At 35.4% G+C, this 14,688-nt stretch carries 11 protein-coding genes and 5 tRNA genes; all 16 read right to left on the bottom strand.

The window, feature by feature from the left end:
• Positions 1-2: 2 nt before the first annotated feature.
• Positions 3-4,301 (bottom strand): DNA-directed RNA polymerase subunit beta', encoded by a 4,299-nt coding sequence (gene rpoC, locus IMCC3317_RS20240; protein WP_160131293.1) that lies wholly within the window; start codon positions 4,299-4,301, stop codon positions 3-5.
• A gap of 67 nt (positions 4,302-4,368) precedes the next feature.
• Positions 4,369-8,178, bottom strand: a complete 3,810-nt coding sequence (gene rpoB / locus IMCC3317_RS20235; protein WP_160131292.1) for a DNA-directed RNA polymerase subunit beta — start codon at positions 8,176-8,178, stop codon at positions 4,369-4,371.
• Positions 8,179-8,303: 125 nt separating this feature from the next.
• Positions 8,304-8,678 carry a 50S ribosomal protein L7/L12 gene (rplL, locus tag IMCC3317_RS20230; protein ID WP_160131291.1) on the bottom strand — a complete coding sequence of 125 codons (375 nt, stop codon included), beginning with the start codon at positions 8,676-8,678 and terminating at the stop codon, positions 8,304-8,306.
• A 64-nt stretch (positions 8,679-8,742) separates the two neighbouring features.
• Positions 8,743-9,264: a 50S ribosomal protein L10 gene (gene rplJ, locus IMCC3317_RS20225; protein ID WP_160131290.1), complete on the bottom strand. Its 522-nt coding sequence runs from the start codon at positions 9,262-9,264 to the stop codon at positions 8,743-8,745.
• A 25-nt stretch (positions 9,265-9,289) separates the two neighbouring features.
• Positions 9,290-9,979 carry a 50S ribosomal protein L1 gene (rplA, locus tag IMCC3317_RS20220; protein WP_160131289.1) on the bottom strand — a complete coding sequence of 230 codons (690 nt, stop codon included), beginning with the start codon at positions 9,977-9,979 and terminating at the stop codon, positions 9,290-9,292.
• A 12-nt stretch (positions 9,980-9,991) separates the two neighbouring features.
• Complete coding sequence (gene rplK / locus IMCC3317_RS20215) at positions 9,992-10,429, bottom strand: 50S ribosomal protein L11 (protein ID WP_160131288.1); 438 nt, start codon at positions 10,427-10,429, stop codon at positions 9,992-9,994.
• Positions 10,430-10,504: 75 nt separating this feature from the next.
• Positions 10,505-11,056 carry a transcription termination/antitermination protein NusG gene (gene nusG, locus IMCC3317_RS20210; RefSeq protein WP_160131287.1) on the bottom strand — a complete coding sequence of 184 codons (552 nt, stop codon included), beginning with the start codon at positions 11,054-11,056 and terminating at the stop codon, positions 10,505-10,507.
• 24 nt (positions 11,057-11,080) lie between these two features.
• Complete coding sequence (secE, locus tag IMCC3317_RS20205; RefSeq protein WP_160131286.1) at positions 11,081-11,281, bottom strand: preprotein translocase subunit SecE; 201 nt, start codon at positions 11,279-11,281, stop codon at positions 11,081-11,083.
• Between the two features lie 16 nt (positions 11,282-11,297).
• A tRNA-Trp gene (locus IMCC3317_RS20200) sits at positions 11,298-11,370 on the bottom strand.
• Positions 11,371-11,430: 60 nt separating this feature from the next.
• Entirely contained in the window at positions 11,431-12,618 is a 1,188-nt protein-coding gene (tuf, locus tag IMCC3317_RS20195) for an elongation factor Tu (RefSeq protein WP_160131285.1), read from the bottom strand.
• A 55-nt stretch (positions 12,619-12,673) separates the two neighbouring features.
• Positions 12,674-12,745: transfer RNA gene (locus IMCC3317_RS20190), tRNA-Thr, on the bottom strand.
• Positions 12,746-12,758: 13 nt separating this feature from the next.
• Positions 12,759-12,831 (bottom strand) — tRNA-Gly (locus IMCC3317_RS20185).
• A 10-nt stretch (positions 12,832-12,841) separates the two neighbouring features.
• Positions 12,842-12,923 (bottom strand) — tRNA-Tyr (locus IMCC3317_RS20180).
• Between the two features lie 134 nt (positions 12,924-13,057).
• Positions 13,058-13,131 (bottom strand) — tRNA-Thr (locus IMCC3317_RS20175).
• A gap of 92 nt (positions 13,132-13,223) precedes the next feature.
• Positions 13,224-13,523: a ribosome hibernation-promoting factor, HPF/YfiA family gene (gene hpf / locus IMCC3317_RS20170; RefSeq protein WP_160131284.1), complete on the bottom strand. Its 300-nt coding sequence runs from the start codon at positions 13,521-13,523 to the stop codon at positions 13,224-13,226.
• A 51-nt stretch (positions 13,524-13,574) separates the two neighbouring features.
• Positions 13,575-14,462: a tyrosine-type recombinase/integrase gene (locus IMCC3317_RS20165; RefSeq protein WP_160131283.1), complete on the bottom strand. Its 888-nt coding sequence runs from the start codon at positions 14,460-14,462 to the stop codon at positions 13,575-13,577.
• Positions 14,463-14,688: the final 226 nt, after the last annotated feature.

Here is a 14,688-nt window from a genome sequence, read left to right as displayed (position 1 = left end):
TATTAAAAGTTTATTTCATGCTTTGCAGCCATAATTTCGTTGTATTCTTCTTTCGAACCTACAATGATATCATCGTACTTACGCATTCCCGTTCCTGCTGGTATTCTATGTCCAACAATTACATTTTCTTTTAATCCTTCAAGTGTATCAATTTTACCACTTACAGCTGCTTCGTTCAGTACTTTTGTTGTTTCCTGGAACGATGCTGCAGAGATGAATGATTTCGTCTGTAATGAAGCTCTTGTAATACCTTGTAAGATTGGTGTTGCCGTTGCCGGAACTACTTCTCTTGCAGATACTAATTGCTTATCAGCTCTTCTTAACACAGAATTTTCATCTCTCAATTCTCTTGGAGAAAGGATTTGTCCTGGTTTAAAGTTTTCTGAATCGCCTGCATCTTCCACTACTTTTTGACCGTAAAGATTATCATTTTCTCTGATAAAGTCAGACTTATGAATTAATTGGTTTTCTAAGAAAATAGTATCTCCTGGATCTCCAATTCTTACTTTACGCATCATTTGACGAATAATTACCTCAAAGTGCTTGTCATTAATTTTCACACCTTGTAAACGATATACTTCTTGTACTTCATTTACTAAGTACTGCTGTACCGCAGAAGGTCCTTTGATATTTAAAATATCATTTGGTGTAATAGAACCATCCGAAAGTGGCATTCCTGCTCTTACGTAATCATTTTCTTGTACTAAGATTTGATTAGATAATTTTACTAAATACTTCCGAACGTCTTCAAATTTAGATTCTACAATGATTTCACGGTTACCTCTTTTAATTTTACCAAAAGAAATGACTCCATCAATTTCAGAAACTACCGCTGGATTAGAAGGATTACGCGCTTCAAATAATTCTGTTACACGTGGCAAACCTCCTGTAATATCTCCAGTTTTGGATGACTTACGTGGTATTTTTACTAATACTTTACCTACTTCAATTTTTTCATTGTCTTCTACCATTAAGTGAGAACCTACTGGTAAGTTGTATGAACGTTGAATTTCTCCTTTTTTATCAAGGATTTGTAGCGTTGGTATTAATTTTTTATTTCTAGATTCAGAGATTACTTTTTCTTGGAATCCTGTTTGCTCATCAATTTCTACTTGGAACGTAATACCTTGTTCAATGTTTTCAAATTGAATTTTACCTCCAAATTCAGAGATAATAGATCCGTTATATGGATCCCATTGTGTAATAACATCTCCTGCTTTCACAACATCTCCGTTTTTCACAAAGATTGTTGAACCATAAGAAATATTATTTGTACTTAAAGTGATTCCTGTTTTCTTGTCGATTACTTTAATTTCAGAAGTACGAGAAATTACAACATTCGTAATTTTCCCATCACTAGCTTCAGCTTTCACTGTTTTTAGTTCTTCTATTTCAGCAACACCGCCAAATTTAGCAAGTAATTGGTTTTCATCAGAAATGTTACCTGCAACTCCTCCAAGGTGGAACGTACGTAGCGTTAACTGTGTACCTGGTTCTCCAATAGATTGTGCAGCTACAACTCCAACAGCTTCTCCAATTTGAACCATTTTGTTAGTAGAAAGGTTTCTTCCGTAACATTTTGCGCAAATACCTTTTTTCGCTTCACATGTTAATGGTGATCTTACTTCTACTGATTCTACTGGTGAGTCTTCTATAATTTGAGCTATTTCTTCTGAAATTTCTTGTCCAGCTTCTACTAAAACATCTTCTGTTAATGGATTGTATACATTTTGCAATGCAACTCTACCAAGAATACGTTCTTTTAATGGCTCTACAACATCTTCATTTTTCTTTAATGCCATTACATCTACACCTCGTAATGTTTCACAATCATGAATGTTCACAATTACATCTTGAGATACATCTACTAAACGACGTGTTAAGTATCCTGCATCGGCAGTTTTTAATGCGGTATCGGCAAGACCTTTACGCGCACCGTGCGTAGAGATAAAGTATTCTAAGATCGATAATCCTTCTTTAAAGTTAGAAAGAATTGGGTTTTCAATAATTTCTCCACCACCGGCAGTCGATTTTTTCGGCTTCGCCATTAATCCACGCATACCAGTTAACTGACGAATCTGCTCTTTAGAACCACGGGCTCCAGAATCAAGCATCATATACACAGAGTTAAATCCTTGTTGATCTTCACTAATGTGCTTCATAGACAACTCCGTAAGGTTTGCATTCGTTGTTGTCCATCTGTCAATTACTTGGTTGTAACGCTCGTTATTGGTAATTAATCCCATGTTATAACTTGCGGTAATTTTATCAACCTCTTTGTTAGCATTGTCAATTAACGATTGCTTTTCTTTTGGAATGATAATATCTCCTAAACTGAATGATAATCCACCTCTAAAGGCAAATCCGTATCCAAGACCTTTAATTTCATCTAAGAAATCTGCTGTCGTAGGAATATCAGTAACTCTTAAAATATCACCAATAATATTACGTAACGATTTTTTCGTTAATACTTTATTGATATAACCTGCTGCTGCTGGAACTTTTTCGTTAAAAAGTACACGTCCAACAGTTGTTTCGATAATTTGCGGAACTAATTTTCCTTCTTCATTAAAGTCCATTGCTCTAATTTTCATCGAAGCATTTAACTCTATTTTTTTCTCATTGTACGCCATTACTACTTCTTCTGCAGAGTAGAATGTTAAACCTTCACCAACAATTTTTCTTTCTGGAGTAGATTTACGCAACTTCGTCATATAGTATAAACCAAGTACCATATCTTGTGAAGGTACTGTAATTGGCGAACCATTTGCTGGATTCAGAATGTTGTGAGAAGCTAACATTAATAGTTGTGCTTCTAAGATTGCTTCTGGTCCTAATGGTAAATGAACTGCCATTTGATCTCCATCAAAATCGGCGTTGAATGCTGTACATACTAATGGATGCAACTGAATTGCTTTTCCTTCAATTAGCTTTGGCTGAAACGCCTGTATACCAAGTCTGTGCAACGTAGGCGCACGGTTTAGTAATACTGGATGACCTTTAATAACGTTGTCAAGAATGTCCCAAACTACTGGTTCTTTCTTGTCTATAATTTTCTTTGCAGATTTTACAGTTTTTACAATTCCTCTTTCAATTAGTTTTCTAATTACGAAAGGCTTGTAAAGTTCTGCTGCCATATTTTTAGGCAATCCACATTCAGATAATTTTAATTCTGGACCTACAACAATTACTGAACGCGCAGAATAATCCACACGTTTTCCAAGTAAGTTTTGACGGAAACGTCCTTGCTTACCTTTTAAGGAATCAGATAATGATTTTAACGGTCTGTTAGAATCTGTTTTTACTGCTGATGATTTACGCGTGTTATCGAATAATGAATCTACAGATTCTTGAAGCATACGCTTCTCGTTACGCAAGATTACTTCTGGAGCTTTGATCTCCATTAATCTTTTTAAACGATTGTTTCTGATAATTACTCTACGGTATAAATCATTTAAATCAGACGTTGCAAAACGACCACCATCAAGTGGTACTAACGGGCGTAATTCTGGTGGAATTACAGGAACAACTTTCATGATCATCCATTCCGGACGGTTTTCACGATTTTTGTTCGCATCACGTAACGCTTCAACAACTTGCAAACGCTTTAACGCTTCCGTTTTACGTTGCTTAGATGTTTCGTTGTTTGCTTTGTGTCTTAAATCGAATGATAATTGATCTAAATCAATTCTAGATAATAATTCAATTAAACATTCAGCACCCATTTTAGCGATAAATTTCTTAGGATCTTTATCGTCTAGATATAGATTTTCTTGTGGAAGCGATTCAAGAATATTTAAGTATTCTTCTTCCGTAAGGAAATCCATTTTTTGAACTGGCTCACCTTCTTCATTTTTAGCTTCACCTGGCTGAATTACTACATAACGTTCGTAGTAAATAATCATGTCTAATTTCTTAGATGGTAATCCTAAAAGGTATCCAATTTTGTTTGGTAACGAACGGAAATACCAAATGTGTGCAACTGGCACTACAAGGTTGATATGTCCAACTCTATCTCTACGTACTTTTTTTTCTGTTACTTCAACACCACATCGGTCACATACGATTCCTTTGTAGCGAATTCTTTTGTATTTACCACAAGCACATTCGTAATCCTTTACAGGACCGAAGATACGCTCACAGAATAATCCGTCACGCTCAGGTTTGTGTGTACGATAGTTGATTGTTTCAGGTTTTAGGACTTCACCTTTTGAAGCTCCTAATATAGACTCCGGAGAGGCTAAACCTATCGAGATTTTATTAAATCTCTTTACAGTATTCTTATCTCTATTTCTTGCCATACTAATGGTTGATAATGAATTATGTGTACTTATAGCCGTGCAACAAAAAGTTACACGGCGTTTATAATTATTCCTCTAATCTAATGTCTAATCCAAGACCTTTCAATTCATGCATTAATACATTGAATGATTCAGGTAATCCTGGTTCTGGCATTGGTTCCCCTTTTACGATAGCTTCGTAAGTTTTGGCTCTACCAATTACATCATCAGATTTTACAGTCAGTATTTCTCTTAGTGTGCTAGATGCTCCATATGCTTCTAATGCCCAAACTTCCATTTCTCCAAAACGTTGTCCACCAAATTGTGCTTTACCACCTAATGGTTGTTGCGTAATTAATGAATATGGTCCTATGGAACGTGCGTGCATTTTGTCATCTACCATGTGTCCTAGTTTCAGCATGTAAATAATACCTACCGTTGCCGGCTGATCGAAACGTTCTCCTGTTCCACCATCATATAAGTATGTATGTCCAAATCTTGGAACACCAGCTTCGTCAGTGATTTCATTAATTTGATCTAATGAAGCACCATCAAAGATTGGCGTAGCATATTTTTTATCTAGTTTTTCTCCTGCCCATCCTAATACCGTTTCATAAATTTGACCGATATTCATACGAGAAGGTACTCCTAATGGATTTAATACGATATCTACTGGCGTACCATCTTCCAAGAAAGGCATATCTTCTTGACGAACAATACGAGCTACAATACCTTTGTTTCCGTGACGACCTGCCATTTTATCACCTACTTTTAGTTTACGTTTTTTAGCGATGTAAACTTTAGCTAGTTTTAAAATTCCTGCTGGTAATTCATCTCCAACTGATATTGTAAATTTATCTCTTCTTAATGCTCCTTGAAGGTCATTAAGTTTGATTTTATAGTTGTGTACTAAATCTGCAATTGCAGTATTTGTAACATCGTCAGTAGTCCAAGTTCCTCCTGTTAAATGCGCGTAATCTTCTACTGCGTTTAACATTTTTAGTGTAAACTTTTTCCCTTTTGGCAATACTTCTTCTCCAAGATCATTTTGAACTCCTTGAGAAGTTTTACCATTAACGAGCGTAAATAATTTATCAATTAATACTTCTCTTAATTCTCCGAATTTAGTGGTGTATTCAAGTTCTAAAGTTGCGATTTCCTCTTTGTCTTTCGCTCTTTTACGCTTGTCTTTGATTGCTCTTGCGAATAATTTTTTATTAATTACAACTCCGTGTAATGATGGAGACGCTTTTAATGAAGCATCTTTTACATCACCTGCTTTGTCTCCAAAGATTGCACGTAATAATTTTTCTTCTGGTGTAGGATCTGATTCTCCTTTTGGAGTAATTTTACCAATTAGAATGTCGCCAGGTTTTACTTCAGCTCCAACTCTAATCATTCCATTTTCATCTAAATCTTTTGTAGCTTCTTCTGAAACGTTTGGAATGTCATTGGTTAATTCTTCAGCTCCTAATTTTGTATCTCTTACATCCATTGAGTATTCGTCAATGTGAATAGACGTAAAGATGTCTTCACGAACTACTTTTTCAGAGATTACAATTGCATCCTCAAAGTTATATCCTTTCCAAGGCATGAAGGCAACCTTCATGTTTCGTCCAAGTGCTAGTTCTCCTTTTTGAGTTGCATATCCTTCACAAAGTACTTGTCCTTTTTTAACTCTATCACCTTTTTTAATAATTGGTTTTAGGTTAATAGATGTACTTTGATTCGTTTTACGGAATTTGATTAAGTTGTATGTTTTTGAGTCTCCGTCAAAACTTACTAATTTTTCTTCTTCCGTACGATCGTACTTGATTGTAATTTTATTTGCATCTACATATTCAGCCAATCCATCGCCTTCAGCATTTATCAATACTCTAGAATCAGAAGCTACTTGACGCTCTAATCCTGTTCCTACGATTGGTGATTGTGGACGTAATAATGGTACTGCTTGACGCATCATGTTAGATCCCATCAATGCACGGTTGGCATCATCATGTTCCAAGAATGGAATTAACGATGCTGAGATTGATGCTATTTGATTTGGTGCAACATCCGTATAATCAACTTCAGATGGAGATACTACTGGGAAATCTCCTTCTTCACGTGCAATTATTTTGTCAACACTGATTGTACCGTCTTCAGTTGTTGGAATGTTTGCTTGAGAAATTTTCATTCCTTCTTCTTCCTCAGCACTTAAGTATGCAAAATTGTTAATATCAACTTTTCCATTCTCTACCTTACGGTATGGAGTTTCCAAGAATCCCATAGCGTTTACTTTTGCAAATACTCCAAGAGAAGATATTAATCCAATGTTTGGTCCTTCTGGTGTTTCAATAGGACATAAACGTCCGTAGTGTGTATAGTGAACATCACGTACTTCGAAACCTGCTCTTTCTCTAGAAAGTCCTCCAGGTCCTAAAGCCGATAGACGACGCTTGTGTGTTATTTCTGCTAATGGATTTGTTTGATCCATGAATTGCGACAACTGATTCGTTCCGAAGAATGAATTAATTACAGATGACAAGGTTTTTGCATTAATCAAATCGATTGGTGTAAATACCTCGTTATCTCTAACGTTCATACGCTCACGGATTGTTCTTGCCATACGCGCAAGTCCAACACCGAATTGTTGTGCTAATTGTTCTCCTACTGTACGAACACGTCTGTTAGATAAGTGATCAATATCATCAATTTCCGCTTTAGAGTTAATTAACTCAATTAAGTATTTGATGATGGTGATAATATCTTCCTTCGTTAAGACTTGCTTATCCATTGCGATATTCAATCCTAACTTCTTATTCATACGGTAACGACCTACGTTTCCAAGGTTGTAACGTTGGTCAGAGAAAAATAGTTTATCGATAATACCACGTGCTGTTTCCTCATCTGGCGGCTCAGCATTACGAAGTTGACGATAAATGTGTTCTACGGCTTCTTTTTCAGAGTTCGTAGGATCTTTTTGTAATGTATTATGGATAATCGCGTAATCACCAGCTTGGTTTTCTTCTTTGTGTAAAAGAACAGTTTTTACACCAGCTTCCACGATTTCTTCTATGTGTTCTTTTTCTAAAACAGTATCTCTATCCAAAACGATTTCGTTACGTTCGATAGATACTACTTCTCCTGTATCTTCATCTACGAAGTCTTCATGCCACGTATTTAATACACGTGCAGCTAACTTGCGACCCAATACTTTTTTAAGTCCACTTTTAGATACTTTTACTTCTTCAGCAAGATCAAATATCTCAAGGATATCTTTATCACTTTCAAATCCGATAGCTCTAAATAGTGTAGTTACAGGTAATTTTTTCTTTCTATCAATATATGCATACATTACACTATTGATATCAGTTGCAAATTCTATCCATGATCCTTTAAAAGGAATTACTCTGGCAGAATATAGCTTTGTTCCATTTGCATGGAAAGATTGTCCAAAAAATACTCCTGGCGAACGGTGTAATTGAGAAACTACGACACGCTCAGCTCCATTGATACAGAACGTTCCACTTGGAGTCATATAAGGAATAGTTCCTAAATATACATCCTGTACAATTGTTTCAAAGTCTTCATGCTCTGGATCTGTACAATATAGTTTTAGACGTGCTTTTAAAGGCACACTATACGTTAATCCTCTTTCAATACATTCTTGAATATTGTATCTAGGTGGGTCGACGAAGTAATCAAGAAATTCTAATACGAATTGATTACGAGTGTCTGTAATTGGAAAGTTTTCTTGGAAGGTGTTGTATAATCCTTCTTCGCCACGCTCTTCAGATTTCGTTTCTAATTGAAAGAAATCTTGGAATGATTTGATCTGAATATCTAGGAAATCTGGATAGTCAGGTGTGTGTTTTGCCGAGGCGAAATTTAATCTTTCAGTCTGATTTGTGAACATCAATGGACAATATTATGATTAAAATAAAATAAAATAAAACGTATTCACGCTTATATGCACAAAAGGGTTTAGGTCTCAGGGAACTATCCCAAAGACCTAAACCAAGTTTTTATAGCTTGGTAAGCTTACTTAAGCTCAACCTCTGCTCCTGCTTCTTCTAAAGATGCTTTAAGACCTTCAGCCTCATCTTTAGTTACTCCTTCTTTTACTGCTGCTGGTGCAGAATCAACAATTGCTTTAGCTTCTTTAAGACCTAAACCAGTTAATTCTTTTACTAATTTAACTACTGCTAACTTAGAACCACCTGCGGCTTTTAAGATAACGTCAAATTCAGTTTGCTCGTCAGCTTCTTCTGCTGCTGCTCCGCCACCACCTGATTGAACTACTGCAGCTGCAGCAGGCTCAATACCGTACTCATCTTTTAATATACCTGCTAATTCGTTAACTTCTTTTACTGTAAGGTTAACTAATTGTTCTGCGAATTCTTTTAAATCTGCCATTTTCTATCGTTTTAAAATAATGTTTTTGTTAAATATTTGTTTTGTTAAGTGCGTACTTTCTAAATTATCTTTCAGATAATGTTTTGATGATTCCAGCCAATTTACCGCCACTAGATTTAAGAGCAGAAACAACGTTCTTAGCAGGAGATTGTAATAATCCAATGATTTCTCCAATAAGCTCTTCTCTAGATTTGATATCAACTAATACATCTAATTGATCGTCTCCTACATAAACCGCAGATTCGATGAAAGCTCCTTTTAAAATAGGTTTTTTTGCTTTCTTCTTTTTTCTGAATTCTTTGATTAATTTCGCTGGAGCGTTTCCTGTTTCTGAAAACATTAGTGAAGTGTTTCCTTTTAATACTTCAGGAAGTTCACCAAATTCTTTTTCAGAAGCTTCCATTGCTTTTGCAAGCAATGTATTCTTGATTACTGCAAGTTGAATATTTTCCTTGTAACAAGCTCTTCTTAAATCTGAAGTAGCTTCAGCATTTAATCCAGAGATATCTGTTAAATAAATATTCGTATTTTCAGCTAACTGTGCAGTTAATTCTTCTATTACTACTAATTTTTCTTCTTTAGTCATGATAAAAATCTTTTTTAACTACCAATTATATTGTTTTCGGATCAACAGCTATACTTGGGCTCATGGTACTTGACATAAAAACACTTTTCATGTATATACCTTTTGCCGCAGTTGGCTTTAATTTCATTAATGTCTGTAATAGCTCAGCCGCATTCCCTTCAATTTTTTCTGCAGAGAATGAAGATTTACCAATAGACGCATGAACGATTCCTGTTTTATCAACTTTAAAGTCAATTTTACCAGCTTTCACTTCAGTTACAGCTTTCGCTACATCCATTGTTACAGTACCAGTTTTTGGGTTTGGCATTAAACCTCTTGGTCCTAAAATTCTACCTAAAGGTCCTAATTTACCCATTACACTTGGCATTGTGATGATTACATCAACATCTGTCCATCCTCCTTTAATTTTCGCAAGGTACTCGTCTAATCCAACATAGTCAGCACCTGCTTCTGTAGCTTCTGCTTCTTTATCTGGAGTTACTAATGCTAAAACTTTAACGTCTTTACCTGTTCCGTGCGGTAATGTTACCACACCTCTTACCATTTGATTAGCTTTACGTGGATCAACACCTAATCTTACAGCAATATCAACAGACGCGTCAAATTTTACATTTGTTATTTCTTTCACTAAGCTTGATGCTTCCGCAACAGAATACAATTTGTTTCTGTCTACTTTAGCTAAAGCTTCTTTTTGCTTTTTTGTTACTCGTGCCATTTTCTTTTAGATTTAAAAAGGTTTATCACCAGATACTGTTAATCCCATAGATCTTGCAGTTCCTGCAACCATACTCATTGCTGACTCAACTTTAAACGCATTTAAGTCTACCATTTTGTCTTGAGCAATTGCTCTTACTTGTTCCCAAGTTACGCTTGCTACCTTTTTACGGTTTGGTTCTCCTGATCCTTTTTTAATCTTTGCCGCTTCCATTAGCTGAACTGCCGCTGGAGCTGTTTTCACTACAAATTCAAAAGATTTGTCTTTGTATACAGAAATAACAACTGGTACTATTTTACCTTGTTTATCTTGTGTTCTTGCATTAAACTGCTTACAGAACTCCATGATATTAACACCGGCAGCACCTAAAGCGGGTCCAACCGGTGGCGACGGATTCGCTGCACCTCCCCTAACTTGTAGCTTAACTACTTTACTTAATTCTTTTGCCATTTTCTTGTTTTTAGTTGTAAAACACTTTTTATTTGGAAGCTAAAAATGTTTACGTGTATATATAATGTGTAACAATTATATTTTCTCTACTTGCATGTAACTTAGTTCTAAAGGTGTTTTTCTTCCGAAAATTTTCACCATTACTTCTAATTTACGTTTCTCTTCGTTAATCTTTTCAACTGTTCCATTGAAACCATTGAAAGGACCATCGATTACTTTTACTGTTTGTCCTGTTGTAAAAGGGATTGCGACATTATCAGTTTTCACTGCTAATTCATCCACTTTACCAAGCATTCTATTAACTTCTGATTGCCTTAACGGAACAGGATCTCCTCCTTTTACTTCTCCTAAGAAACCAATCACGTTTGTAACTGACTTTATAACATGTGTTACTTCTCCTGCTATATTAGCTTTAATCATAATATAACCTGGGAAATAAACTTTTTCCTTATTTACTTTTTTTCCGTTACGGATTTGAATTACTTTTTCCGTTGGAACTAAAACTTCTTCTACATAATCCTCAAGACCAAGTCTAACTATTTCGCTTTCTATATAAGCTTTTATTTTATTTTCCTGCCCACTGACAGCTCTCACAACATACCATTTCTTCACATTAGAATCCGCCATAATAAGTATAATTTTTGAGAGTGATTATTTACCAAGTACTAGTTCGTACACAAATCCTAATGCTTTTGCAAAGGCTGAATCAACTCCCCAAATTACTAATGAGAAAATAATTGAGAAAATCGCAACAACAATTGTTAAACGCTGTGCCTCTGGCCACGCTGTCCAAGTAACATTGGTTCTCAACTCCTCGAAAGATTCTTTTACATAATTTACTATACCAGCCATATTGTAATTTTATTAGCACGGGTTGAGAGACTCGAACTCACGACACCTGGTTTTGGAGACCAGTGCTCTACCAACTGAGCTAAACCCGTATTCCATAAAAAGGCGTCCCAAAAACGGGACACCTCTATTATTTATTAATATTTATCTGTTTAGTCTAAAATTTCAGTTACCTGACCTGCACCAACAGTTCTACCACCTTCACGAATTGCAAAACGTAAACCTACATTCATCGCAATTGTGTTTAACAACTCAACAGTAATTGTTAAGTTATCTCCTGGCATAACCATCTCAACACCTTCTGGCAAGCTGATAGTTCCTGTTACATCCGTTGTACGAACATAAAATTGAGGACGATAATTTGTATGAAATGGAGTGTGACGTCCACCTTCTTCTTTTTTAAGGATATAAACCTCAGCTTTAAATTTAGCATGTGGAGTTACAGAACCTGGCTTACAGATTACCATACCTCTAGAGATTTGAGTTTTCTCAATACCTCTTAATAAAATACCTGCATTATCTCCAGCTTCACCTCTATCTAATATTTGACGAAACATTTCGATACCAGTAATAGTAGAAGTTAATTTTCCAGCTCCCATACCAATAATCTCTACAGGATCTCCAGTGTTAGCAATACCCGTTTCAATACGACCAGTTGCAACAGTACCACGACCAGTAATTGAGAATACATCTTCAATTGGCATTAAGAAAGGCTTATCTATTTCTCTTAAAGGCTCTTCAATCCAAACATCAACAGCTTCCATTAATTCTAAAACTGTATCAACCCATTTTTTCTCACCGTTAAGTGCACCTAATGCAGAACCAGCAATTACAGGCCCATTATCTCCATCATATTCATAGAAAGATAATAAATCTCTAACTTCCATATCTACCAATTCAATTAATTCCTCATCATCAACCATATCCACTTTATTCATGAATACAACCATTCTTGGAATTCCTACTTGACGACCTAATAAGATGTGCTCACGAGTTTGTGGCATAGGACCGTCAGTTGCAGCAACTACTAATATAGCGCCATCCATTTGTGCAGCACCAGTAACCATGTTCTTTACGTAATCCGCGTGACCTGGACAGTCAACGTGTGCGTAGTGACGATTAGCTGTTGCGTATTCTACGTGTGATGTATTAATTGTTATTCCTCTTTCTTTCTCTTCTGGAGCATTATCAATTTGATCAAATGATTTTGCTTCTGAAAAACCTGCATCAGCTAATACTTTAGTAATAGCAGCAGTTAAAGTTGTTTTACCGTGATCTACGTGTCCAATTGTACCTATGTTAAGGTGTGGTTTTGAACGATCAAAAGTTGCCTTTGCCATGTTTAATTTATTTTAATCTTAGTTATATATTAGTGTTAAATTTATACATTTTATGAGCCAATGACGGGATTTGAACCCGTGACCTCTTCCTTACCAAGGAAACACTCTACCCCTGAGCTACATCGGCAAGAAATATATAGAGCGAAAGACCGGGTTCGAACCGGCGACATTCAGCTTGGAAGGCTGACGCTCTACCAACTGAGCTACTTTCGCTTTTGTTTAGTGGGGAGAGCAGGATTCGAACCTGCGAAGACGTAGTCAGCAGATTTACAGTCTGCCCTCGTTGGCCGCTTGAGTATCTCCCCAATAAAAATCAATATTTCAAAACTTATGAGCCGATGGATAACTTCCTTCGACTGCGCTAAGGATTAACGTTTCATTATTATGTCTCAAAATACTTTTCGTATTTCTCAACCCCTACTGCGCTTTACTTTTTTTGAGCCGATGGAGGGACTCGAACCCACGACCTGCTGATTACAAATCAGCTGCTCTAGCCAGCTGAGCTACATCGGCTTTTGCTCATAAAAAAAGCCCGCTATTTCTAACGGACTGCAAATGTATAAATTATTTTTTTAATCAAAACAATTTTTGAGAACTTTTTTATATCAATGTGTTCGTACTTTTTCTTTTCTTTTTAATAGCGCTCTTTGTAATGTGCTTGTTGCTTCATCCATAGCTTCCTCAAAGGTTCTACATTGTTTTTTTACCATAAGATCATCTCCAGGAATATTTACTCTCACTTCTGCAATCTTATTTTCTTTTGCACTTGTGTTTTCTACCTTTAAATAGACGTCTGCATCTACAATTTTATCATAGTATGTTTCTAACTTGTCCATTTTTCTTTGAATGAAATCTACTAACTTACGATCTGCCGTAAAGTTTACGGACTGCATGTTTACTTTCATACGCGGTATTTTTTTAGGTTATAATTTAGGTTTTGGCTGCTTTCTTTGTAATTACTTTTTATTTCTAGGATGCGCTTTGGCATATACATTTTTAAGTTCAGCTAAACTGTTGTGAGTATATACTTGTGTGGAAGCTAAGCTAGCATGACCAAGTAATTCTTTTACAGCATTTAAGTCTGCACCTTGATTTAATAAATGAGTCGCAAATGTATGTCTGAGAATATGCGGACTCTTTTTTGTTTTTGTTGATGCTACACTAAAATAATCATTTATTAGACGATATACAAGATTCGGATAGATTTTATTTCCCTTAGCCGTTAAAAATAATTCATCCGTTTTATGAATAGCTATTGATTTCCTTTGGGTATTGTATTCTTTTAACTGTACTTCAAGCTTTTGCAGCAATGGAACAATTCGCTCTTTGTTTCTTTTACCTAATATTTTAATTGTTTTTAAAGTATAATCTATGTCTGATTCTTTTAGATTGATTAATTCACTCCGCCGCATTCCTGTTGCATACAACATTTCAATGATCGTTTTGTTGCGTATACCTGCAAAATCATTTTTAAAGACTATGTTTTCTAATACTTGATCCATTTCTTTTTTAGAGAATGGTACTTGTATTTTTTTTGACGTTTTTAATGCTTTGTGTTTTATTAATGGACTTACTTCTATTTGTTTTGTTTTGAGTAAGTATTTGTAATAGGTTTTGAGTGAAGATACTTTTCTGTTTATCGTTGCATTCATCAAACCCGTTTCTACTAAAGAAACGATCCAATTCCGAATTTGCACATAATGAACTCCTTTTATATTATCATCCTCATATGCAGTTTCACAAAATTCCGAAAACGAACGCAAATCTTTTTCATAAGCTGTTACCGTATGCACCGAATAGTTCTTTTCGAGTTTTAGATATTCTGTGAAGGAAGTGAAGGTCATTTTTGGGTTTTGGGTTTTAGTCGCTTTGTTTGTTTGTTTGTTCGTTAATTTACTCTTAACTGATCACTTTTTCACTTTCAACTGTTCACTTTTAACTTTTAACTTTTAACTTTTATTAATGCGAAATTAAACTGATAAACTCTTAAACTGATAAACTCCATTTTATTTGTTTAAAGTTACTAAAGTTGTATTTAATATTTGAATTATACACACAAAAAAAGGTTTC

The sequence above is a fragment of the Kordia antarctica genome (assembly GCF_009901525.1).
GTDB classification, from domain to species: domain Bacteria; phylum Bacteroidota; class Bacteroidia; order Flavobacteriales; family Flavobacteriaceae; genus Kordia; species Kordia antarctica.
The sequence above is the reverse complement of the archived record's forward strand: the minus strand, read 5'-3'. Positions and strand labels throughout refer to the sequence as shown.